The organism is Myroides albus (assembly GCF_009711045.1).
Taxonomy (GTDB): domain Bacteria; phylum Bacteroidota; class Bacteroidia; order Flavobacteriales; family Flavobacteriaceae; genus Flavobacterium; species Flavobacterium album_A.
This window is the reverse complement of the sequence record NZ_WMJX01000025.1, coordinates 16,914-40,845: the sequence shown is the minus strand read 5'-3', so window position 1 is coordinate 40,845 and position 23,932 is coordinate 16,914. Positions and strand designations below refer to the sequence as shown.

The 23,932-nt window shown below is 35.1% G+C and carries 18 protein-coding genes; 3 read left to right on the top strand and 15 right to left on the bottom strand.

The features are described 5' to 3' along the window. Positions 1–41 precede the first annotated feature (41 nt). A complete protein-coding gene (locus tag GJV76_RS11170; RefSeq protein ID WP_155092700.1) occupies positions 42–2,405 on the bottom strand; it encodes a hypothetical protein in 2,364 nt (787 codons plus the stop codon). A 158-nt stretch (positions 2,406–2,563) separates the two neighbouring features. On the opposite strand from GJV76_RS11170, the gene dusB reads away from it, so the two are divergent. Further along, the gene (gene dusB / locus GJV76_RS11165; protein WP_155092699.1) at positions 2,564–3,556 is read left to right on the top strand and encodes a tRNA dihydrouridine synthase DusB; all 993 of its coding nucleotides are present in this window, start codon (positions 2,564–2,566) and stop codon (positions 3,554–3,556) included. A 210-nt stretch (positions 3,557–3,766) separates the two neighbouring features. Here dusB and GJV76_RS11160 read toward each other — a convergent pair whose 3' ends face one another. The 5 genes from GJV76_RS11160 to GJV76_RS11140 all read right to left on the bottom strand — a co-directional run bounded on the left by GJV76_RS11160 (position 3,767) and on the right by GJV76_RS11140 (position 10,014). Continuing rightward, the gene (locus tag GJV76_RS11160) at positions 3,767–4,354 is read right to left on the bottom strand and encodes a DJ-1/PfpI family protein (protein ID WP_155092698.1); all 588 of its coding nucleotides are present in this window, start codon (positions 4,352–4,354) and stop codon (positions 3,767–3,769) included. Between the two features lie 144 nt (positions 4,355–4,498). Then, positions 4,499–5,326 carry a mechanosensitive ion channel family protein gene (locus GJV76_RS11155; RefSeq protein ID WP_155092697.1) on the bottom strand — a complete coding sequence of 276 codons (828 nt, stop codon included), beginning with the start codon at positions 5,324–5,326 and terminating at the stop codon, positions 4,499–4,501. A gap of 15 nt (positions 5,327–5,341) precedes the next feature. Continuing rightward, on the bottom strand, positions 5,342–6,541 hold the full coding sequence (locus GJV76_RS11150) for a C1 family peptidase (protein ID WP_155092696.1): 1,200 nt from the start codon (positions 6,539–6,541) through the stop codon (positions 5,342–5,344). Between the two features lie 452 nt (positions 6,542–6,993). After that, positions 6,994–7,872 carry a hypothetical protein gene (locus GJV76_RS11145; RefSeq protein ID WP_155092695.1) on the bottom strand — a complete coding sequence of 293 codons (879 nt, stop codon included), beginning with the start codon at positions 7,870–7,872 and terminating at the stop codon, positions 6,994–6,996. 240 nt (positions 7,873–8,112) lie between these two features. Further along, the gene (locus GJV76_RS11140; protein ID WP_155092694.1) at positions 8,113–10,014 is read right to left on the bottom strand and encodes a S9 family peptidase; all 1,902 of its coding nucleotides are present in this window, start codon (positions 10,012–10,014) and stop codon (positions 8,113–8,115) included. 419 nt (positions 10,015–10,433) lie between these two features. Between GJV76_RS11140 and GJV76_RS11135 the strand changes: the two genes are divergently transcribed. Then, positions 10,434–11,666 carry a dicarboxylate/amino acid:cation symporter gene (locus GJV76_RS11135; RefSeq protein WP_155092693.1) on the top strand — a complete coding sequence of 411 codons (1,233 nt, stop codon included), beginning with the start codon at positions 10,434–10,436 and terminating at the stop codon, positions 11,664–11,666. Between the two features lie 25 nt (positions 11,667–11,691). Continuing rightward, positions 11,692–12,405: a DedA family protein gene (locus GJV76_RS11130; RefSeq protein WP_155092692.1), complete on the top strand. Its 714-nt coding sequence runs from the start codon at positions 11,692–11,694 to the stop codon at positions 12,403–12,405. 143 nt (positions 12,406–12,548) lie between these two features. Here the strand turns inward: GJV76_RS11130 and GJV76_RS11125 are convergent, their stop codons facing one another. The 9 genes from GJV76_RS11125 to GJV76_RS15935 form a co-directional block, all read right to left on the bottom strand. After that, positions 12,549–12,887 (bottom strand): 2Fe-2S iron-sulfur cluster-binding family protein, encoded by a 339-nt coding sequence (locus GJV76_RS11125; RefSeq protein ID WP_155092691.1) that lies wholly within the window; start codon positions 12,885–12,887, stop codon positions 12,549–12,551. 2 nt (positions 12,888–12,889) lie between these two features. Further along, positions 12,890–13,942, bottom strand: coding sequence for an NAD(P)/FAD-dependent oxidoreductase (locus tag GJV76_RS11120; RefSeq protein WP_155092690.1), 1,053 nt, complete (start codon positions 13,940–13,942; stop codon positions 12,890–12,892). A 119-nt stretch (positions 13,943–14,061) separates the two neighbouring features. Continuing rightward, a complete protein-coding gene (locus GJV76_RS11115) occupies positions 14,062–14,301 on the bottom strand; it encodes a NifU family protein (RefSeq protein ID WP_155092689.1) in 240 nt (79 codons plus the stop codon). A gap of 20 nt (positions 14,302–14,321) precedes the next feature. Continuing rightward, positions 14,322–15,452 (bottom strand): Mrp/NBP35 family ATP-binding protein, encoded by a 1,131-nt coding sequence (locus GJV76_RS11110; RefSeq protein ID WP_155092688.1) that lies wholly within the window; start codon positions 15,450–15,452, stop codon positions 14,322–14,324. Between the two features lie 118 nt (positions 15,453–15,570). Beyond that, positions 15,571–16,866: a TolC family protein gene (locus GJV76_RS11105; RefSeq protein WP_155092687.1), complete on the bottom strand. Its 1,296-nt coding sequence runs from the start codon at positions 16,864–16,866 to the stop codon at positions 15,571–15,573. After that, positions 16,859–19,288, bottom strand: a complete 2,430-nt coding sequence (locus tag GJV76_RS11100; RefSeq protein ID WP_155092686.1) for an ABC transporter permease — start codon at positions 19,286–19,288, stop codon at positions 16,859–16,861. The genes GJV76_RS11105 and GJV76_RS11100 overlap by 8 nt, the downstream gene beginning before the upstream one ends. Positions 19,289–19,308: 20 nt before the next feature. Then, positions 19,309–20,139: a GIN domain-containing protein gene (locus GJV76_RS11095; protein ID WP_155092685.1), complete on the bottom strand. Its 831-nt coding sequence runs from the start codon at positions 20,137–20,139 to the stop codon at positions 19,309–19,311. A gap of 19 nt (positions 20,140–20,158) precedes the next feature. Further along, positions 20,159–22,612 carry an ABC transporter permease gene (locus GJV76_RS11090; protein ID WP_155092684.1) on the bottom strand — a complete coding sequence of 818 codons (2,454 nt, stop codon included), beginning with the start codon at positions 22,610–22,612 and terminating at the stop codon, positions 20,159–20,161. A gap of 2 nt (positions 22,613–22,614) precedes the next feature. Beyond that, positions 22,615–23,931, bottom strand: coding sequence for an ABC transporter permease (locus GJV76_RS15935; protein ID WP_230381541.1), 1,317 nt, complete (start codon positions 23,929–23,931; stop codon positions 22,615–22,617). Position 23,932: the final 1 nt, after the last annotated feature.

The following is a 23,932-nucleotide window of genomic DNA, read 5'->3' as shown; positions in this document are numbered from 1 at the left end:
GGTTTTGTTTTTTAGGCTTTTTAGACAGCCTCTTTGTTTTTCTACAAATAGTGATTTCTCAAAAATAAGTGCATCAGATTCACATAATCTAATGACTCGGTATCAAAATCGAGATTCACGCCGATACGCAGTCCTATCATTCCTGAAACCCCCTGCATATCTTCAATCTCAAATTGTTCAAATTCTGAAGTAAACAAGCCTAACTTCTGACCAAAACTCAAGTAGTTTCTATATTCTTCTAAATCTTTTGAAGACGCAAATGCGATAGTTACTTTTTTGGGTTGTACAATGCGTTCGGTTGTTTCTTTTATGTAAGCTTTATCCAATCGCTTCTTAATAATTTCATATCTTGTATTGTATGATCCATCAATATCAAAGCGCTTTTCATCCATTCTAAACTGAATCCCAAGTGAAGTATCGTAGACAAAAATCAAAACTGTTACATCCATCGGAATTACTTCCTGAATATTATTTCGATAATGCGTACACATAAGTTCTCCCATCACCTGTAACTGCCATAATCGGAGATTCTGCAAATAAGTAAAATCAAAGCTTAACGTTGGACAAATTGATTCCCCAATATAGATATTGTGCTCTATCCCATCCGTTTTGAAACGCTCATAATAATGAGGAAACACATTCTGAACGACCTTTTGACGAGCATCTAAAATATCAGAAAAACACTTGTTCATACGACCTACTTGATGATCAAATATCTTTCGATACTTATAATATATATTAATCTGCAAATCGATGTGATTAAAATATGTTTTCAACAAATCCTCATCAAACAAATGGCCTTCTTTTTTGAGAAATGGATGTAACTCCTCTTTTATATAGGTTTCAATTCGCTGCTCCAAACCAGAAAAAAAGTGAGTTTCCAACTGTCTGATAAAAGCAGTAAGTTTTAAAAAATGCTTCTCTAAAATCAAGGAAGACACCTCTCCTTTTGAATTGCTAAACATCTTTTTCAACAGAGATAATTGTTCCCTAAGATCCTTAACTATCGCTTCATTGCGCAACTGACTCGATCCTTTAATATCAATTTCCCCATACAGAGGATAAACATCCGAAAAAGAAATGGGATTAATGTAGTAATCCTTCTCTATGACACTTTCTACATAATTCCTTCTTGCCTCCTCTAAAAATTTCCAATATACACTTGGGTGAATCGTTGTAAACTCTCTCTGTATAATTGCTTCAACGTGATTCAACAAATCAATCTTTACTCGTTCAAATGTCTCAGCAATAATAGGGATCAGCGCATTGAGCTTTTGTGCATTGACGCTGTGAAGCGCACGCTGATCTTCTGATATGATTTCCAAAATACCTTCTATGCCCGTAGAAATAACTACTGGACTAAATAAACAACTCTTTACACCACGGGCTTTCAACTGTTCATACATCATGCGTTCACTTTCGTTGGCAAGGTGTTCGTCTATATCAGAGATTGAAAAATACTCCAACTTTTCTATAATCTTAGTATAAGCATTCTTTGAAAGGACAATTTCATTAGTTTGCTCATTAATCAAGTAGCTATTAAGCGCCATAATATCCCTTGTTTCTACTTGAATCAACTTGTCAAACTCCAAAGGAGTATAACCAACCTTCAAATTAGGTACTTTAAAAATCGAACTAAATAATTGTCCCAAAGTATTGCCAATCGGCTCACGTTGAAGCTCTGCTTTCAGAAAATTCTCCTTTAACAGTGAAATAGCACTTTCAATAGTAACATCCACTAAACTTATGATACCGAATCCACGAATAATCCAACTCTCTTGAGGAAAATACTTAATCCACAAATCGAGGTCGTCGTAATTATCTTGTAGTAACTCAATATCTTCTTTGGATAACATCAGGGCTTTCTCCGTTGGGAATACTTCCACGAAATCGGCATTGTACAATACTCTATAGTGATGAATAATACCCTTGCTGTCAGGCAAGTCAATAAAAAGAGGATATGATATATCAAAATCACATTTGAAGTAATAATTCATCACGATACAACAACATGCGATATAATACTGATGTGGACTAAAATTCCTAATCTCAATATCATAATTGCCTCCACTTTCTTCAATAATCTTGTGGAATCGCTTGGTATAATTGAACATCAAACTTTGAAAAGGCATGGAAACAGCCTTAATCTCATTGTCTTGTAATCCGCGCGGAAAAAGAATCTCTAAAAGCTCATTTATCAATTCTTGATTATCCTTAATCACTTGTTCATTAGCTATTATACCCAGAGTAGGTACTTGATCTATTCTTTGAAGTAAATCTTGATAATACCCTTTTTTCAGACCACTTTGCAGGTCGTCACTAACGAAGGCCTTCACTTCGTGAATCAACCTGTGAAAAGAGAACTGTATCTGAAAAGGAGTCTTATCGTAAGATGTTAATTTCATAATATAAAGGCATCGAGAATTAGGCTCTAAAGATACGAAAATAGCAATCGTTTAAGTCTGTATAGTTCATTGAAAGTCAAGTTAAAATTACAATTTGAACACAAAAAAGTAGAAAAACTAAAAATATTGTACTTTTGCATCAAATTTCGAAAACGAATATGATAAAAATAGGCAACATAGAACTCCCTGATCACCCGCTTTTATTGGCACCAATGGAAGATGTAAGTGATCCACCATTCCGCCGCCTGTGCAAAGCACATGGGGCTGATTTGATGTATTCTGAGTTTATATCTTCGGAAGGGTTAATTCGAGATGCGATGAAGAGTAGAATGAAGCTGGATATCTTTGACTACGAAAGACCAGTAGGAATCCAAATATTTGGTGGTGATGAAGAGGCTATGGCTGAATCTGCAAGAATTGTAGAGACCGTACAACCAGACTTAGTAGATATCAACTTTGGATGTCCTGTAAAAAAGGTAGTATCAAAAGGAGCTGGAGCTGGTGTACTAAAAGACATTGATCTAATGGTTCGACTAACCAAAGCTGTAGTCAATAGTACACATTTACCAGTGACAGTTAAGACAAGACTGGGCTGGGACGAAGATTCGATTAACATTGACGAAGTAGCAGAGCGACTACAAGATGTAGGGGTACAAGCTTTGACTATTCACGCGCGTACAAGAGCTCAAATGTACAAAGGTCATTCAGACTGGACGCATATTGAGCGCATCAAAAATAATCCTCGTATACAAATTCCAATTTTTGGAAATGGAGATATTGACAGTCCTCAAAAAGCGTTAGAATACAAAGAAACCTTTGGTTTAGATGGAATGATGATAGGAAGAGCAGCCATAGGATATCCCTGGATATTTGATGAGATTAAACACTTTTTCAATACGGGAGAGATTTTAGCGCCACCGACAATAAAAGATCGTTTAGACGCTGCTAAGAACCATTTAATTTGGTCTATGGAATGGAAAGGTGAAAGATTGGGAATTGTTGAAATGAGACGTCATTACACAAACTATTTCAAAGGTATTCACGGTTTTAAACCACACCGTTTAAAATTAGTAACCACAGATGATCCAATCGAATTATTAGCTTTATTTGACAAGATTGCAGAAGAATACAAAGATTACATTATCGAATAAGAAATAAGCTTTCAAAATAAGCTATTAAATAACAGAGGGGGGCTTCAAGCCCCCCTCTGTTATATGTATACTCTATCTATGAAATTAATCAACAACAAATATATCTATATAGATAAAGTCATTTCACATTCATTACAAATAGCAAGCGAATTGTAGCTGCACATCTAAAGCACAAACCATAACAAAATACAACTACACAGACGGAGTTACTCAAGAAGCCTCACTCCAAACACCGTGCTTAAACAATTGATACCATTGCTCAACGTAATATTTATCGACATTTAAAACTAATAATATTTCCTTTGTAAACTCAATAGGAGAAATACCGTTAGCTGTAATCACGCCATCATCAAAAACGACAGGTTGATCAATATATAGTAGCTCGCCTTTATACATCGATGCTTGCTCCTGTAAATACTCAAGCGAATTACTCGTATGTAATTTATTGTCTAACAAACCGACACTTGCCAACAACAATGTCGCACTGCAAATTGAAGCGATGACACACTGACTTTCAACCACTTGATTTAAGTAACTAAACAATTTCGTTTTTGTCCTGCGATTGCTCTCCCATAAATGACCACCAGGAATAATAAAAGCAGCAACGCGATTCCATGCGATGTCCCTTAAACTTTTCGTAGGAGTAACTTCCAATCCCCCCATAGAAACCACCTTTTGCCTGCAATCAGATACAAACTCAATCTTGAATTGATTCAATTTTCTGAGTTCAGGAAGTAGAAAAGATATTTCCCAATCCGAATATCCTTCAAACAAATAGATATATACAGTCTGTTTCATAACCTTTAATTTTTATCAAATTTACCCATAATATAGCAAAAGCTGTTATTTGTATTGCTATTAATATTAGCAATCTATTGAATATGAAACAGAAAGGCCCCGTACAATAAATGTACGAGGCCTATAACTTATTATGAATTTATCCTACTTTGTATTATCTGAGATAATATGCAAATCTCTTTGTGGAAATGGAATCTCTATATTTGCTTCATCTAAAGCATTCTTCACCAGTTGCTGAATTACAAAAACAGTATCCCAGTAATTAGCTTTATCCATCCATACACGTACATTTAAATTAACAGAACTATCCGCTAAACTATTTACAAATATGATAGGTTTCGGATCTTGTTTAACTGCTTCATGTTTGGCAAGAGCCTCTTGGATAACATTCTGTGCTGTCTTAATATTAGCACTATACGAAATCCCAACAACGAAGTCATAACGACGTGAAGTAATATCACTATAATTCGTAATCACCGAGTTAGCCAACGGTCCGTTTGGACAATAGATTTTTAATCCTGTAGCTCCAGTTATCGTAGTATAGAGCAGGTCTATTTTATCAACTGTTCCTTCTACACCTCCCGTATTAGAAATATACTCTCCTACCTTAAAAGGCTTAAACAACAAGATCAACACCCCTCCAGCAAAGTTAGATAAACTCCCCTGAAGTGCTAAACCAATCGCTAAACCTGCAGAGGCAAACATCGCTAAGAAAGAAGATGTCTGAATTCCCATAGTAGATGCAGCTGTAAGTATTAAAAGGATGTATAAAATCACTTTGATCATACTCAATAAGAATCCCATCAAAGACTTTTCCATTTCACGTTTCTCAAATCGACGACGCAATCCTCGTAAAACAGCTTTAACAATAAACCCTCCTATCACTAATATTAAGACACCTACTGCAATCTTGGGTAGGCTTCCCATAATATTGGTGATCATATTCTCTAATCCAGCAGCTAATTTTTCCATAACTTATTTCAATTTTTAAATTTTCAGTTTCTTTTTCATGTCTTTAGATAGTGCATCCTTGTGAATCATAATATCCGTTGTTTTGTACTTTACATATTCCTTAGACATGTACATATATCCTTTATAATCATTTGTTATACCCCATGAGTTCTTGATAATGTAGTATTCCTTATTATTTTGATCTTTGGCAGTACCTACGATGTGCATACCATGATCATCTGTAGTAGAGTAATTATCAAAAGCTTCTTGACGCATTTCTGGTGTTACTTTACGCTCTCCTTTAGGTCCATCAAATAAAGTCTTGCGTTCCTCCTCATCCATATCTTCCCACTCTTTTTCTGGTACAAAAGCCACGCCATTCTTCCAACTAAAATACTTTTCACTTACATCACCAGCCCATGCTACCGTAAAGCCATTGTTCACAGCGTGATCAACTATATCCGTCAACTCGTTCATCTTCACATTGTAAACTTGATCAAATGCCCAGTTATCTGGAACTAATAAAATAAACTTTTCATAGAAAGGATAGTTCAAATCAGAACCTATTTCAATATAATCATCTGCATTTAGGCCAATTACTTCACTTGCAAAACTTTTAGGAGTATATTCTTTACCTTCCCAAGTAAACTTTTCAGGTACCTCTCCAAGATAAGCATCTATAGCAGCAGCATAAGCTTTTTCCCAGTTCGGAGTAAGTTTCCCATTGGGATTGGAAACCACAGCTTTGAGGATTCCCTCTTGAATAGCAGCCATTTCAGCAAACTTATTCTTAGTCGTACCATAGTTTAATCCTGCATAGACAGACTGAGGCACCGCCCCATATTTTCTATACATATTAATTACATCGTGAAAGGCACCACCATCACCAAGTGTAACAGCTCCATGCATTTTCACATACATTTTTCCCTTTTCAATATAAGCATTACGCGCTGAGAAGATTTGAGATATCTCAACAGGACGCTTACCCATGCGCATCATCTCTGATTCAAGAAATGAATTTGCAGAATAGCTCCAACAAGTACCCGAAGACCCCTGATTTTTAATTGTAGTATTCTCTATATCAACTACTGGTGTAAATTGATATAACTCTTTACTCTTCTCACTTGCATTGTATTTCAACGCATTCACTAAATTATCTTGTGCAAAAGATTGCACAGAAAAGCCCGCTGATAAAATAGCAGCAAATACCCATGCTTTTAATTGATTTCTATACATATTGTTAGGTTTGTTAGAATCGTAAAGATAGAAAAAGTGATTTAAACAGCCTTATTTTCTATCATAAAACTATTTTTCCGTCATACTTTTAGGTAAAACAGCAACTTTAGTTACTTAACTCGCAATCTGTTTTTCTAATGGGACAGCCCTACCATCATCCACACCCCATGCCAGCATGGTACGCTAACTCTTACGACTTTGATTGTATTGATATGTATATGCTTACTATATGTTCGGGTAGTGATCGGCTAATAATGGTACTTTTAAGCCGACCATATGCCTATCACAAGCCGACCACAAGCCGACCACCTCGAAAAAAAAGTAAAAAACACCGCTATATCCCATTTATACGAACCAGCACAATGACAGAAAAATAACCCTGTCTTAAACAAAAAAGAGGTTATTTCCCATTGCAGGAAATAACCTCTTCTATCTAATATATGATAGACTTACTATAACTCTTTATAAATAATTACAGCATTACCATCAACTTTCTCTGTAAAAACTACTTCCTTGTACTTATTCTCCTCTCTATCCCATTCATTACTAACAAAGTGTTCTACTATACTATAAACAAATGACACTGGATAATTATTAGCATCATAGGTATAAGTAATAACAACTTCTACTTCTTCCTTACCTTCTACCAACGTATGTTTTAAATAAGTAGGATTATTAGAAGGCAATACCCTATTCGCATAATCCAATCCCATAATAGCTCCCTTACTATTGCCAAAATCAACCTGTGTTTTCTTACTTAGGTCAACTGCTCCTGTTGTATTCAAGGTATGAAACGGTCCAAAAGGTTTGTCATCGTATTTCATAACACTACTATATGTGTTGACAACCTCATTGTTATAGTTATATGAATAAAAAGTCATATCCACTACATTCCCTCTATCAACTCCATTAATAACACCCAGTTTACCAAAATTAAAAGGAGTTAAACCTAAAACTTCTGCCACAACATACTTGGTAGTTACTAACTGATCTCCACCTGGAAAATACTCAAGTTGAGTCGATTCGACCTCTTTCACTATCCCTTTATCATCATAGATAAATTTGTAGTGAAAATCATTATCTAAATCTGATACAGTGTGTAATTTCTTATCCACATAGGTAAAATCAACAGTAGCTTCTCCTTCTTCTACTTTACCTCTATCATTAAACTTACTGTCAATTATAATCTTATCGATTACCTTTATTTTATTATTTGGTGGAGTTATCCCTCCACCGTTCTCACCATTGCCAGTAGAACCTCCGTCATCTGAGCTACAAGATGCTCCAAGAAATGCAAGTGCAATAAAAGCACCAAAAACAATCTTTTTCATATCAATTAATTTTTACACAAATTTAAGTTAATTGACACTTAAAACATATACAATACACCACTATTACATTTTTATCAACAAAATATGCACAACTTCACATTAATTAATGTACTCAAAAACACTATCAATGAAAAAAAAGAAGATTACTCCAAAACAATAAAATAAAAATACTGCCATAAAAAAACAGTGTACCTCCATTATCAGAGATACACTGTTTCTTTCCTATTAATATACTATCTATTACAACGTTTCTTTCAACCAACGGAAGAACTCACCTTGCCATACTTGAGCATTCTGCGGTCTTACAACCCAGTGATTCTCCTCTGGTAAATACAAGAATCTACTCTTTACCCCTCTCAATTGAGCTGCTTGGAAAGCTTCTTGTCCTTGTCCAATTGGTACGCGATAATCTTTCCCTCCTTGAATAATAAGGATAGGTGTATTCCATTTATCAACATTATTGATTGGATTGAAATTAGCATAAGCATTTTGAGCATCTTTGTTGTCTTTCTCCCAATATGCACCTCCAGTGTCAAAATTAGGGAAGAACACTTCTTCAGTCGTTCCATACATACTAACCAAGTCAAATACTCCACAGTGTGAAATAAAAGACTTAAAGCGATTCTCGTGAATACCTGCTAAGAAAAACACTGAATATCCACCATAGCTCGCTCCTACAGCACCTAATCTCTCTTTATCAACATACTTTTCGGTAGCTACATCATCTATAGCTGCCAAATAATCTTGCATTGGTTTTCCACCCCAATCTTTGCTAATTGCCTCATTCCACTCTACGCCATGACCAGGCATTCCTCTGCGGTTTGGAGCTACAATAATATATCCCTCAGCAGCCATCAATTGAAAATTCCAACGGAAAGAATAAAACTGAGATAAGGCAGACTGCGGTCCTCCTTGTGCATAAAGCAATGTCGGATACTTCTTATTCGGATCAAAATTTGGAGGATAAACTACCCAAGTAACCATATCTTTTCCATCCACAGTTTTCACAATTCTTTTTTCACTGTGACTCAAAGCAATTTTTGAATAAATATCATCGTTTACTTTCGTAATTTGATTCCAAGTTTTCTTTTTCATATCATACGAAAACACTTCTGTTGCATGGTTAAAGTCTGTACGGGTAACAATTGCTTTATCACCGTCAATGCCAACAATACCAGTCACGTCAAACTTACCATCCGTAATTTGTCTTACAACAGGAGCAATGCGCTTTCTTCCAGGAAAGTTAACTTCAAAAAGCTGTATAGTTCCACCAACAGCAGCAGTAAAGTATATCTTACTTCCATCTTTACTCCATTGGTAACTACCTACTGTACCATCCCAATTTGCGGTTAGATTTTGATCTCCACCTTCATAACGCACAATTAGGTCATTCTTGTCTGCTTCATAACCATCTCTTTTCATTTGCAGCCAAGTCAAATATCCTTGTGGAGAGAACGTAGGATTCGTATCATAACCAACATTTGCCTCAGTCAAGTTCTTCGTCACTTTTGTAGCTAAGTTATACTCATACAAATCTGTGTTTGTACTTGTAGCGTACTCTGTACCGAACTTCTTCTTTGCTACGTAAACAATACTCTTGCCGTCAGGAGCCCATACGTAATCTTCATCTCCACCAAAAGGTTTTTGTGGTGCGTCATAAGGTTCATTAGGCATAATATCAATAGCTGCATCTTCCTTTCCAATAGGAGCATAAAAAACGTGGTTATGAGAACCATCATTCCAAGTGTCCCAATGTCTATAGTCTAATCCATCAAAAACGTAAGCATCCGACTTAGGCATGTTCGGATACAGATCTTTTCCTAATACATTATTGACTTTAACAGCCTTGTCCAACAGCACATATTCTCCTGTAGGAGATACATTCTTATCTGTCAGTAAATCTTTATACTCAGTAATCTCAGTTGGCACACCACCTGCTAAAGGGATTTGATAAGTAGTAGTATCAAACTTATCTTCTTCCATATTGGCATAGCCTACTTTGTAAATTAAGTTTTTACCATCTTTCGAAATTCCGAGTGGAGACACTCGTCCTAGTTTCCAAAGTAATTCTTTAGTCATTACCTCTTGTGAAAACGCGCTTAAACTTGCTAAACTCAAGGCAAACAAAAATATTTTCTTCATAGTTAGGGATTTATAAAGCCGTAAATTTAGCCTTTTCTTTTAATTATCAAATCTTCTATACCGTTTAATACACCTCTTTAACAGTCTTCTAATTGGAAATCGCAAAGCAGGAAGTCAAAGAAAAGTTCAAAACAGCTGAGTTAAGACCATAGCAAATGGATCTGAATAAACTGTAAATCAAATGAGGTGAATCAGCCAAAAAAGAATTACTTAATTGTCAATAAAAACAAGAAACAACTAACTATATCACATGCTTCAGTAGTTAAACATCTAATATATAGACAAAGAATAGTTAGACATTAAAATAGAAAAGAAACAAAGAATACAACAAAACCATCTTTTATCTATTGTTATTTTTTTGTGAAAGAGGATATTATTATAAAAAAATAACTATTTTCACGCACAAATCTTTATTGTAGATGAAAAACAACAAACTTTTTATCGCAATTATTATTGCTTTAATCATGGGTGTACTTTTGGGATGCACCTTTTATTACCAGTTCCCAGCACATAAAGAAGTCTTTGCGAATAACATTAGGTTACTTGGAACAATTTTTATTCGACTGATCCAAATGATTATCGCTCCACTTGTATTCTGTACACTTGTTGTAGGAATAGCGAAAATGGGGGATATGAAAATGGTGGGCCGTGTAGGAGTAAAAGCGATGGCATGGTTCATCACAGCTTCCTTCTTTTCACTTGCAATTGGACTTGCTTTAGTCAATTTATTCAAACCTGGAGTTAATGCAAAGTTTGACTTAGACAATATGCAAGATGCAACTGAGTTAGTATCTAAAACTGATGCTTTAAGTCTTAAATCATTTATAGAACACTTGATACCTCAGAGTGTTTTTGAAGCCTTTGCGCACAATGAGATCTTACAAATTGTAGTATTTGCCGTTTTCTTTGGTATTGCCTTAACAACCTTAGGGGAACGCGGTAATCAAATCATAACCTTATTCGACAAAATATCTGAAGTTGTCTTAAAGATGGTAACCTATGTGATGTGGACTGCACCATTAGGTGTATTAGGAGCTATAGCGGGGATTGTCGCAGTGAATGGACTTTCCATCTTCTTGGTTTACGGAAAGTTCTTAATTGCATTTTTAGGAGGCCTAATTGTTCTTTGGACTATCTTAATCATTGCCGGATACTTCTTCCTTGGCAAAGACGTATGGCGCTTAATGAAAGCCATCAAAGAGCCGCTATTAATTGCCTTTTCTACAACGAGTAGTGAAGCTGTATTCCCTAAATTAGTAGAAAACTTAAAAGAATACGGATGTTCTCCAAAAGTAGTGTCATTTGTATTACCTTTGGGATACTCTTTCAATTTGGATGGCAGTATGATGTATCTAACATTTGCCAGTATCTTCATCGCTCAGATTTACGAAGTAGAAATGTCATTAGCAACACAGATAGGAATGCTATTAGTACTAATGGTTACAAGTAAAGGTGTTGCAGGAGTTCCACGTGCATCTTTGATTGTTATTGTAGCTACTTGTGCAATGTTTAATATACCACCTGAAGGAATCGCTTTAATATTGCCAATTGATCATTTTTGCGATATGGGCCGTAGTATGACAAACGTATTGGGGAATGGTTTATCAACAGCAGCGATAGACAAATTTGAAACAAACAGTCAAGAAGAATAAAACAGACAAACTATAAAAAAACACTATGGAAGAATTTCAAATTTCCCAATTGATTAACCCAGAGTTTTACATCAATTTACAAATTGCAGGGCATTCAATTGGAATTTATGTAGTACTATTTATTGTATTTGCAGAGACAGGGTTATTTGCAGGTTTCTTTTTACCTGGAGATAGTTTACTTTTCTTATCAGGTATTTACAGTACTGCTCTAATGCAAGAACTTTTCAATATTGACAGTGATTTTATCAATGTTGCATTACTTGCCACTTTTGTCGCTATCTCAGGTATATTAGGAAATACCTTTGGCTACTGGTTCGGGGCAAAGAGTGGAAATTATCTCTACAATGTAAAAGATAATTTCATTTACAAAAAGAAATACTTATACGAGTCAAAAGTATTCTTTGAAAGACACGGAGGTAGAGCAATTATCTTTGCGCGTTTCTTACCTGTTGTAAGAACATTTGCTCCAATTATCGCAGGAATTGTTCGCATGGATGTTAAACGTTTTATGTTCTACAATGTGATTAGTTCATTCTTGTGGGCAACTACATTAATCTTCGCTGGGCACTATTTGCAAGTATGGTTATTAGAAAGCTATGATATCAACTTAAAACACTATATAGAGTATATCGTATTGTTCTTAGTATTAGTGACAACACTACCTGTAATCATCAAACTATTAAAGAACAAAGCAGGCAAATCTAATAAAAAGGAAATTTCATCTGAGGAAGGAGAATAATCCTACTTCATTCTAATTATATCAAAAAGCTTCATTAAATACATGAAGCTTTTTTTATGGTCTAAAATAGGTGAAATAAAAAAAGGGAATTACTTCGTCTTGAAGTAATTCCCTTTTTGGTATATTGCATTTAGTTGACAAGTTTAACTCTCAGGAGCCAATTGAACAACTAATCCTTCTAAACTTGGTTCAATGTGTATTTGACAACCTAAACGACTATTATCCTTAACGTTAAACGCCTCGGAAAGCATAGCCTCCTCATCTGGGTTCATTTCAGGTAACTCAACCTCATCGCCATTGATGACATAACATTGACATGAAGCACACATTGCCATACCTCCACAAATACCAATAGTACCTTCTGGAGCAAGTTCATATGCACGTACCACTTCCATCACATTCATTCCCATATCAGTAGGAGCATCCACAATATGTGTTTCTCCATCTCTGTCAATAATGGTAAGTTTAATATCTTCTGCCATAACTATTCAATAGATTTTACAACAGCTTTTTCAGCCTCTTTACGAGTACCATCAAAGCCATTAATTCCAGAAACAGTAGTATATTTCAATACGAACTTCTTACCTGGGTTCAACATATTATACACACTTTGACACATCAAAGTAGCTTCGTGGAATCCACATAAAATAAGTTTTAATTTTCCAGGATAAATATTCACGTCACCGATAGCGTAAATACCTGGAATATTCGTTTGGTAGTCCAATGCATTATTAACTTTAATAGCGTTCTTTTCTATCTCAAGTCCCCAATCTGCAATAGGTCCTAACTTTGGAGTTAAACCAAACAATGGAATGAAATAGTCACAAGCGATTTCTCGTTTTTCTCCTTCGATATCAACGACAACAGCTTCTAACTTATCCGTTCCTTTTAATTCAACTATTTCACCTGGAGTAAGCATATTAATCTTACCTTGGTCTTTTAAAGCCTGAACTTTTTCTACTGAATCTAAAGCTCCACGGAACTCGTTACGTCTGTGAACTAAATGTACTTCCGCAGCAAGATCTGCAAGGTAGATACTCCAATCTAAAGCAGAGTCACCTCCACCAGCAATAACAATCTTCTTGCCAGCAAACATTTCAGGTTTTTTAACGAAATACTCAACCCCTTTATCTTCGTAAAAAGCTAAGTTTTCTAACTCTGGTTTACGTGGTTCAAAAGATCCTAATCCTCCAGCAATAGCAACTGCCTTACCGTGGTGTTTTGTCCCTTTGTTAGTTGTAACAATGAAAGTTCCATCTTCTAATTTTTCAACTGTTTCGGCTACTTCATTCAAAGTAAAGCCAGGTTGGAACTGTTTAATTTGTTCCATCAAGTTGTCAATTAATTCCGCTGCTCCTACAGAAGGATAGCCCGGAATATCAAAGATTGGTTTTTTTGGATATAACTCAGTTAATTGTCCTCCAGGTTGTGGTAACCCGTCAATTAAATGACATTTTAATTTTAAAAGCCCTGCTTCGAATACAGCAAATAGCCCCGTTGGCCCAGCTCCAATAATAATTATATCTGTCTCGATCATGATGTAGTGTTTACTTTAGTGCAAAGTTCAACTTTGCAGTGATTATTAGAAATGATAAAAGTCAATCAGCAGTAAAAAACACCATGAATGCCTTATTAACTGATTGACCTTAAATATTATTATCCAACATTAACTACAGATTCAATCTCTGGTGCGTACTTTTTAATAGTAGTTTCAACACCAGCGCTTAAAGTCATTTGATTTACGCTACATGCAGTACAAGCCCCTTCTAAACGAACTTTAACGTGTTTATCATCAACAATATCGATTAAAGTGATGTCTCCTCCGTCTGTTTGCAAAAATGGGCGTATTTCATCTAACGCCTTCATAACATTTTCTCTGATAGTTTCTGATGCCATAGTTTTCAATTGATTAATTCTTATTTTTTACCTACTGCTGAACAACCAGCCATGGTAGTTATTTTAATAGCTTCTGTAGGAGGCAAAGATTCGTTTCTCTTCACAACTTGTTCTACAACATTTCTTGTTACTTCTTCGAACACGTTTGTTACTACCGTGTCATTTTGTAAAGCTGCTGGGCGACCAAAGTCACCAGCTTCGCGAATGCTTTGTACAATAGGTACTTCTCCTAAGAAAGGAACGTCTAAATCTTTGGCTAAATTACGCGCACCGTTCTCTCCGAAAATATAATACTTATTCTCAGGTAGTTCAGCAGGAGTAAAATATGCCATATTTTCAACGATACCAAGTACTGGTACATTGATACTTTCAGACATAAACATAGAAACACCTTTCTTAGCATCTGCTAAAGCAACTGCTTGAGGTGTTGATACAACAACAGCACCTGTTATAGGTAATGACTGCATAATAGATAAGTGAATATCTCCAGTTCCAGGAGGTAAGTCTATCAATAAGAAATCTAATTCACCCCAATCAGCGTCAAAAATCATTTGATTCAATGCTTTTGCTGCCATTGGACCTCTCCAGATAACAGCTTGATCCCCTTTTGTAAAAAATCCAATAGAAAGTATTTCTACTCCATAGGCGTTGATCGGTTTCATCTTAGATTTACCATCTACCTCAACTGAAATAGGTCTTGCACTTTCAACGTCAAACATAATAGGCATTGACGGACCATAGATATCTGCATCTAATACCCCCACGTTAAAGCCCATATTAGCCAATGTTGCAGCAAGATTAGCAGTTACAGTAGATTTACCCACACCACCTTTACCTGATGAAATCGCAACGATATTCTTTATGCCAGGAATTGCTTTTCCTTTGATCTCAGGTTTTTCAGGAGCTTCAATCTTGATATTAACTTTAACCTTAGCTTTTTCATAGACGTGATCGTGAATAGCTTTCATCACATCTACTTCAGCTCTTTTCTTGATATGTAATGCTGGTGTAGATAAAACTAAATCAACAACTACTTCGTCTCCGAAAGTCATTACGTTAGCTACTGCACCACTTTCAACCATATTTTTCCCTTCTCCAGCTACAGATATAGTCTCTAAAGCTTTAAGAATCTCTTTTCTCTCTAATTTCATTATATAAGATTAGTTTTCAACAAATTAATATGATAACACTTATATGCAAAGATAATAGGAAATATTGAGATTTTAGTGTTAATATATTCTAAATACAAATAAGCCTTTAAACTCAGTATCAGAGCTTATTGCTATTATTCAACGCTAATCTTTTTTCTAAAAATTGACGATCTAAGTTATTCTTCACCAATGCATATTGAGAAGTAAGCAATTGGTTTTTTGCTGAATTAAAAGAGAAGATATCTACCTTGCCATTTTCGTATTTCACTTGTGTTGTCGTAAATGACTTTTCGGACATTTCAATACTTTTTATCAAGTTTTTCTCCAGTGTTTTTAATTGCTGAATCTCGTGTTCTAACTGTGTATTTTCGTTGTTTAATTCAAGCTCAATTTCCTTAATTTTCAAATCGTTAAGTGCTATTTCAGTATTCTTTGTTCTCACCTGCCTAATCACAACTCCTCCCGTAAAAACAGGAATACTAAGGCGGATACCAACATAGTGACTTTTGTTGTCGCCTAACTGCTTAGAGAAGGCATTCACCTGTGCATCTAAAGCTGTATTAAAAGGTTTTGAATAGAATGATCCATATTGATAACTTACAGAAAGTTTTGGTAAACTTTGAGAACTTATCAATTGCTTCTCTTTTTGCAAGAAAAGGCTATTTAAACGTTGTTTTTCCAACCTTGGATTAAACAAATAATCCGTAAAAAGTCCAATAGATTCCGTGTTATTTACTAATTCAAATAACTCCACTTGACTGTCACTCATATTGAGGAAATGTAAAAACTGTAACTTTTGATTATACAGGTTATTTTGGGTTCTTTCTATTGCTATTTGCTCGCTGTTATAAATATACTCAATGTCATACAAATCACTATTAGGCTTAGCTCCAGCATCTACTTCTTTTAATACGCGCTTGTAATTTGTCTCACTATTCTTCAATTGTTCTACTTGGATTTTCAAATACTCTTGCAAGCCTACTATCTCATAAAAGCGAAGAAGCAAAGAACTCTGATAGTGAAACAAAACTTCTTGTTCAGAAAGTTCTGACATATTCAAGGCCAAGCTCTCTTGTTGATATTTCACAATATTAGACCAGTTAAAAAGCTCTACATTAGCATCCAAAGAAAGCTGCGTAGATGCCATATTTGAACTGACTCTGCTATTAGTCGTCGGATCAATTGCTGATCCAAAATTATAACCTTGATTGCCATTTACTCCGATATTGGGTAAATAATAGGAAACTACACTTTGTTTCTGACGCTCTACAACTTGTGTTTCTAAAGCAGCTACCATTAGTTTTAAACTATTCTCTTTTCCTTTTTCTACACAGTACTCCAAAGTCCACTTCTCCTGAGCTACTCCGACAACACTGAACAGAATAGTCAATACTAAACACCAATTCTTACTCATACTTTATATATTTTAAAACGTCAATACGCGTTGCCTTCCTTGCCTTCCATATCACTAATAGGATAGATAATAAAAACAAACTACTAAATGCTATTATAAAAGGCACTGCCGTTATTGCTTCACGGTATGCAAAATCTTCTAACCACAGTTGAACAGCAAAATAAACAGGGTACACAGAGATACAGAATCCGAGTACACAGTACAGCATAAAACTTTTCGACAAAGCAACAGTCAACTTTCTCGAATCGGCACCCATAACTTTTCGGATAGCAACTTCTTTTAATCTATTCTCAATACTGAACGACACAATAGACAATAGCCCTATAAGTGCAGTAAATACAGATATACTCATTAGTACAAAGAACAGTGTTTTTTGATACGTTGCTTGGCGGTACGTATTGGCAAACTGTTCATTTGCAAAACCATATTCCATAGGGTATACTGGCTCTACGCGATCTTTCCAAAACTTCTCTATACGAAATAATGTACCTTGCACATCATCTGTCTTCAGCTTGACAGATATAGTTCCTAACAGATGATGAAACCATCCTACTGAGTCACCTAAGAAATAAGTTTGAGGTGATACTTCCGTATTAAAACCGTGTAAATTAAAATTCTTGACAACACCAATAATCTGAAATACTCTATTATTCCAACGAATCTCTTTGCCAATCACTCCCTCTTTAAAATTAAATGCCTTCTCAAATGCTTCATTAACTAAGACCTTTTCACTATTATCCGTCCGTAACTCTGGATCAAAAAACCTTCCTTCCTTTAATTGAATTCCCATAACATCTAAAAAGCTATGATCTACAACTATATTACCACTATGCAATGAAACATCTCCAATGAAATTAGTAGAAGAACTTCCTAATTGTTGTCCAATTTTAAAAGAATGAGCAGTTACTCCTTCTACTCCTTGAATCTTTAAAAAGTCGTCCTTAAAGTCCCTAAATACCTCATCTCGATTTTGGAAGCCCGATAGTTCGTATTTTATATTTACAATTTGCTCCCCTTTAAATCCAAGGTTTTGATTTATGAGATACGTTATTTGCTTATTCATAAACAAAGCTATCGTCAAAAAGAAGAAGGCAATAACAAATTGCAAGACCAAGAAGATATTGCGAATAACAACTCCTGATTTACTTCTTACAAAGTTTCCTTTTAGCACTTTCAAGGGATTAAAAGATGCGGCGAAAAGAGCAGGTAATATAGCTGATAATAAAAGTATAACAACGACCACAATAGACAATTCAACTATAAAATCACTTATATAGAAAACAAGTGCTCTGTCTACTAATAAATTAAAATATGGCAACAACAATTCCACTAAAAACAAAGCGATTATAAGAGACATGAGAATTGTCAAAAGGGATTCAAACACAAATTGACTGATTATATTTGATCTCGCACCTCCTAATGCCTTTCGAATACCTACTTCTCTTGCACGTTTGAAACTCTGTACCATGCTTAAGTTAACAGCATTGAAAATAGACAATAGCAATAACAACAAAGAAACAACTAACATACTCGTCAATATTTTCTTTGCATTACTCCCACTTCCATATATCTGAGATTTCGGATTAAGATGAGCAGATTCTAAATCAAAAAACACGTACTGATCTTCCTTCAGATACTTCGCACGGTACTCGTCTTCGGTAATCCCCTCACTTTTAGCATAACTTGTTAAGAAAGGTTGATAAAGTGTATTGATGACTCTGTCTTTTACTATATCGAGTTGAACGCCCTCTTTTAATTTTATCAGGATATTATAATTATAATCACCCCAAATATTGATATTATCTTTAATCATCTGCTCTGCTCCATAAGATACAAGTGCATTAGGAGCATTAGATGTCGCCGAAGGAATTTGATAAACTAAACGAACAACAACATGCTTTCCTCCATCTAATTCAATCTCTTTTCCAACTGGATCTACTCCTTCACCAAATAGGCGAATAGCTTGTTGATGTTCTAATGCGATAGCATTGTCTTTATTATCTTGATAGCTCTTTATAGACCCATATACTGCAGGAAAAGGAAACATATCGAGATAAGAAGCCTGGTGATCAGCTATATTAAATATAAAATCTTGCTTATCTCCAACGACAATACTCTTTCTGCGAGTGAAGTTCCACAAAAAAGTATATGATTCAACAACATCTGAAAGCTCCTCAATTTGCGTCGCCATAGGAGCAGGTAACCAAGGACTTATTTCCCCATCTTCAAACCCCGCACTATAAACCTCATATACTCTATCCTTGTAAGGATTCCATTGATTGTAACTATGTTCATTATGCCAATATATTAATACTAATAATAAGGCAGTTACCCCAATAGATAATCCCAGAACATTTAAAATAGTGAAGAACTTATTCTTCCAGAAATACCTTAGATATAACTTAAACCAGTTGTTAATCATTAGAATCCTTATTTATTTAATTAATCTATATTTTTTACTTGTCCTGAAGAGGAAGTGTTTGAACTCACTATCTTAGCTCCTCCTGTATATAAAACACGTCCTGAAGAACTCGCTCTACCAGATACCTCATCAGTTACATTAAACACCATAGAACCAGACGAACTTGCCTTGCCTTCTAATACCTTAGTTGTAAAGTCACCAGCTTTTATATTCCCACTGCTTGACGCAGTAGCATTCACTGAATCAGCCTTTCCAGATAAACTCATTCTTGCAGAACTACTCACTCCAAGACTTACATCACTTGTCTTTAAAGAGATATCTATACTCGCAGAAGAGCTAGCGCTTGCAGAAGTCTTATTCATCACTTCAAACTCACCTTGCACTTTAGAAGATGAACTACATTCAATATTCAAATTATCAGCTTGTACTAACGCTCCTGTAAACTTTGCTGAACTACTCGTCTTCACGTCAAATGACTTTGCAATAACCTTGTTCAATAAGTTAAACTTAGATGAAGATGATGCTCTTACTCCTTCTAAAGTAGGATTACTAACGGTTACTGTTACTTTGCCAAATTCACTCGAATTAAAGCCCCAGTTCTTTCTGTTTTTCTTCTTCTGTTCAATATAAATCTGCAATTCTCCTGTAGCAGTAACCTCCGTCTTTACATCTTTCATATTCTCAGATTTCTCCACCTCAACTACTACACTCTTCGACTCACCGTAAGTAAAGTTTACTTCTATTGCCTGTGAAGATTTAACGGAACTAAAATCGTTCACTTGACGTGTTTCTTTTGACTGTGCAAATACACTTCCTCCTACTAATAAGAAGAACATGACTATTTTTTTCATATTTAAATTTGTTTTATGGTTATTCATACTTGATGTACTTCAATACATTGATCTTCGTCGCTGACCAGGCTTTAATAAAAACAACTATCCCTGTTAATAAGAGAATTAGTAAAAGACTCACTACAAAAGGCATGACACTGATATCAATTCTAAAAGCATAATCACTTAACCACTTATTCAAAAAGTAATAACTCGGGAATATAGCTATACCAAATCCTATTAAACACATCATTACATATTGCATCGATAACTGCTTTAGCAAACTTGAAGCACTTGCTCCTAATACTTTGCGAATAGCTACTTCCTTTAAGCGGTTATTAATATTAAAAGAAGCCAAGCTATACAGTCCAAATAAGGCGATAAACACAACAATTGCGTTAAGCGTTAGAAAAACGTCTCTCTCTTTCTTTACATTGTTAAATGTCTTTGCATACTTTTTATTCAAAAACTCATAACTAAAAGGCTCTTCTGAAACATCTCTTCTCTCCCATATCTTTGCTATTTCATTCATCGTTTTTTCAACATTATCTCCTTTAACTTTGACTGTAATCTGTCTGCTATTTAATCCCACCCATGAAATGGTTTTTAAACTAAAGAAAACAAGAGGAGCATAATCGGCTTTCAAATTATATAGATTAAAATCTTTAACGACTCCCACTATAGTTAATTTTCTATCGTTCCACTCTATAGTCTTCCCTATAGGATTCTCTTCTTTCATCTCGTAAACAGTGCGCTCACTAATCAATATATTAGAGATAGAATCAGTGGAAAATTCAGACGACAAACTTCTACCCTCTTTCATTTTAATATCTAATACATCTAAATAGTTATAATCCATTCCTACATTGATCCCCTGCACCCTATTGCCCTTGTACAAAAAACTAGATGAACTACCGAAATTACTACCGATACCAATAGAAGCAATCGAAATATCTTCAACCCCATTTAGTGTCATTATCTCTTCCTTAAGAGAGTGATAAACATTCAGCTTCTCTCCATGAGGTCCTTTATATAAATAAGGAATAATGACAACTTGATCTCCCTTAAATCCAAGATCCTTATTCATCATATATGTCACCTGCTCATATACGATATAACTACCCACCATAAAAAAGCAAGCCACCGTAAACTGCACGACTAACATAACGTTCTTTAATGTCTTGCCTTTCTTACTCTTATTTACCTCGCCTTTTAGCACCTCTAACGTTTTAAAACTCGCAGTAAATAAAGCAGGAATGATACCGACCAAAAGAATCACACATACCATGAACAACAATAACCACGGCAATATATAAGCTCCTTCTACTTCCATCTGTGAATTGAGAAAAACCCTTAACCAAGGTATTGTAAATTCAATCAATACAAAGGCAATGATACAAGCTAATGCTGATGTGATGAAAGCTTCAAATAACCCTTGAAAAATAAGGTTCTTCTTAGTCGCACCTAATGTCTTTCTAATTCCTACTTCTCGTGTACGACTGATTGCCTGAGCAGTACTTAAGTTGATATAGTTAAACACTGATAATATCAATATCAGCAGAGAAAGTCCGATAATTATATTTAATCTCCCAACATTAGTTGCCCCTTCAGGTGTACCACTTAATTCAGATCTCTTCTGCATTCTTTGTTCTGATAAAATATGTAATTTATACCCTTTGTCCTTTAGTGCTCTAAATTCGTCCAAGGTCACTCCTTCTTCTTCTACCATGTACTCCTCTAAACTCATACCTTTATCCTGAGCCAATGACGCATATACATACCTAATCAAAATATCTTTTATCAGCCACTCTACTTCAGCTGTATACTTAGCATCATCTAACTTTAACCAAATAGTTGAATTATAGTTGCCCCATTGTTCTATCCCCTCTTTTTCATACTGATCTACTGCATTAACCAGAATGTTAGCCATCACAGAACTTCTTCTCTCTTTTAACTTATAAATAGCACTAATGACATAGTTTTCTTTATAACAAACTACGGTTTTACCTATTGGATCTTCATCTCCAAACAATTGCTTTGCATACTCCTCTGCAATCACTGCAGTATTAGGTCCGCTAAATGGATTACTTCTATCTCCTTTTATAATCTCTGATGGAAAAAAGCTAAAAAAGTTAGACTTTACAAAACCTACCTTCTCTACCTCTCTTATCACTCCTCCTATAGCTATTTTTCCTTCCCCATAATAGTTATCCATATACGTATAATCAACGATATGAGAAGACTCTTCTTGTAGCTTAGAGCCAAAGGGATAAGGCAACTTCATCCAACTTGTATCTGTATTCAGAATAGACTCTACTGTGAAGATATTGTCTTTATTCGGGTTATCTTGATCATAAGAAACCTCTTCTCTATAATGTACAAAAGACAGTATAACAGAAGCAAACCCCACCCCTAAACTTACTAATGTCAGAATAAAATAGATTTTATTCTTCAACACATTAGACCAATATATTTTCAACCAGTTCTTTAACATTTTTATTCGTATTTGATATACTTTAATACATCTACTCTTGTCGCCTTATAAGCACGACTGATAACAATCAACAATGTCAATCCTAAAATCAACAATAAACTATACACGTACACACCCCATCCAATCTCTATGCGATAAGCATAGTTTGCCAACCACTTATTTAAAAAGTAATAACTCGGGAATACTGCTATACCAAATCCAACCAAACAATAAACAACATACTGATACGACAACTGTCTTAGTAAGCCTGTTGTCTCAGCTCCAAGTACCTTGCGGATAGCTACTTCTCTTAGCTTTGTTCCTATCGTAAAAGACGATACTGCAAACAATCCAAATAAAGCAATGAATACAACAATATTGCTCAATACACCAAACATCTTTCGTTCTAATAATACCCGGTCAAAAGTCTTGGCAAACTGCTTGTCTACAAACTCATAATCGAAAGGAATCTTACTCTCATTATTGTACTTTAGCCATAGTTTCTCTATGTCCTTCAATACTTGTTCTACTCGCTCTGGCTCTACTTTGATTGACACCTCTTCAAACAGTCCCTTAGCACCCTGAAAAGTTGCGTGATGTGCAAATACTTGAGGGTTAATACCATTCTCTACACCACTTAAATTAAAGTTTTGTATAACTCCTACTACTGTATATTTCTTTTTATTACTGACTATTTCTGAATTAATAGGTTCTTTGATATTAAACATTTCGATAAATGCCTCATTGACTAAAACATTATTGATACTGTCTGATGCAAATTGATCTGAGAGCATTCTTCCCTCTTTAAGTTTAATCTGCATAACATCAAGATAATCATAATCTAAAACAATGCGACTAACCAATAATTTGTCCTCTCCCTTTTCAAAAAAAGAAAACACGTTTCTACCACCTAATGGACCAAAAACCATTGAAGAAGCTGTTACATTAATTACACCAGTTACATTCTGTACTTCCGTTTTAAAATTATTGTACTTATCAAAGCGAATGCTATCGTATTTTGTCTCTGATAAGAAAGGAACTGAAATAATTTGATCTCCTTTGAACCCGAGATCTTTGTTGAGCATATAATTAACTTGTTTATTAATAATTATAGAGCCTATAATAAAAAAACAAGCGATAACAAACTGCAAAACCAATAAGCTGTTACGCATTAAGCTACCCTTTGCATCATTAGCAATACGCCCCTTCAGCACACTGATTGCTTTATGTCTTGAGATATACATAGCAGGGACAAATCCGCAAAGCACGATAACCACTATCAGAATAGCTACTATAATAAATATATGCTGTATAAAAGAGATACTAATATTTACATTCAAG

Bases quoted from the DNA above. Each gene is read 5' to 3' on its own strand.
- GJV76_RS11125 (WP_155092691.1), bottom strand. From the start codon at position 12,887: ATGGCAGAAGATATTAAACTTACCATTATTGACAGAGATGGAGAAACA.
- GJV76_RS11090 (WP_155092684.1), bottom strand. From the start codon at position 22,612: ATGTTAAAGAACTGGTTGAAAATATATTGGTCTAATGTGTTGAAGAAT.
- GJV76_RS11145 (WP_155092695.1), bottom strand. From the start codon at position 7,872: ATGAAAAAGATTGTTTTTGGTGCTTTTATTGCACTTGCATTTCTTGGA.
- GJV76_RS11130 (WP_155092692.1), top strand. From the start codon at position 11,692: ATGGAAGAATTTCAAATTTCCCAATTGATTAACCCAGAGTTTTACATC.
- GJV76_RS11120 (WP_155092690.1), bottom strand. From the start codon at position 13,942: ATGATCGAGACAGATATAATTATTATTGGAGCTGGGCCAACGGGGCTA.
- GJV76_RS11095 (WP_155092685.1), bottom strand. From the start codon at position 20,139: ATGAAAAAAATAGTCATGTTCTTCTTATTAGTAGGAGGAAGTGTATTT.
- GJV76_RS11160 (WP_155092698.1), bottom strand. From the start codon at position 4,354: ATGAAACAGACTGTATATATCTATTTGTTTGAAGGATATTCGGATTGG.
- GJV76_RS11135 (WP_155092693.1), top strand. From the start codon at position 10,434: ATGAAAAACAACAAACTTTTTATCGCAATTATTATTGCTTTAATCATG.
- GJV76_RS11100 (WP_155092686.1), bottom strand. From the start codon at position 19,288: ATGATTAACAACTGGTTTAAGTTATATCTAAGGTATTTCTGGAAGAAT.
- GJV76_RS11140 (WP_155092694.1), bottom strand. From the start codon at position 10,014: ATGAAGAAAATATTTTTGTTTGCCTTGAGTTTAGCAAGTTTAAGCGCG.
- GJV76_RS11155 (WP_155092697.1), bottom strand. From the start codon at position 5,326: ATGGAAAAATTAGCTGCTGGATTAGAGAATATGATCACCAATATTATG.
- GJV76_RS11150 (WP_155092696.1), bottom strand. From the start codon at position 6,541: ATGTATAGAAATCAATTAAAAGCATGGGTATTTGCTGCTATTTTATCA.
- dusB (WP_155092699.1), top strand. From the start codon at position 2,564: ATGATAAAAATAGGCAACATAGAACTCCCTGATCACCCGCTTTTATTG.
- GJV76_RS11105 (WP_155092687.1), bottom strand. From the start codon at position 16,866: ATGAGTAAGAATTGGTGTTTAGTATTGACTATTCTGTTCAGTGTTGTC.
- GJV76_RS11170 (WP_155092700.1), bottom strand. From the start codon at position 2,405: ATGAAATTAACATCTTACGATAAGACTCCTTTTCAGATACAGTTCTCT.
- GJV76_RS11110 (WP_155092688.1), bottom strand. From the start codon at position 15,452: ATGAAATTAGAGAGAAAAGAGATTCTTAAAGCTTTAGAGACTATATCT.
- GJV76_RS11115 (WP_155092689.1), bottom strand. From the start codon at position 14,301: ATGGCATCAGAAACTATCAGAGAAAATGTTATGAAGGCGTTAGATGAA.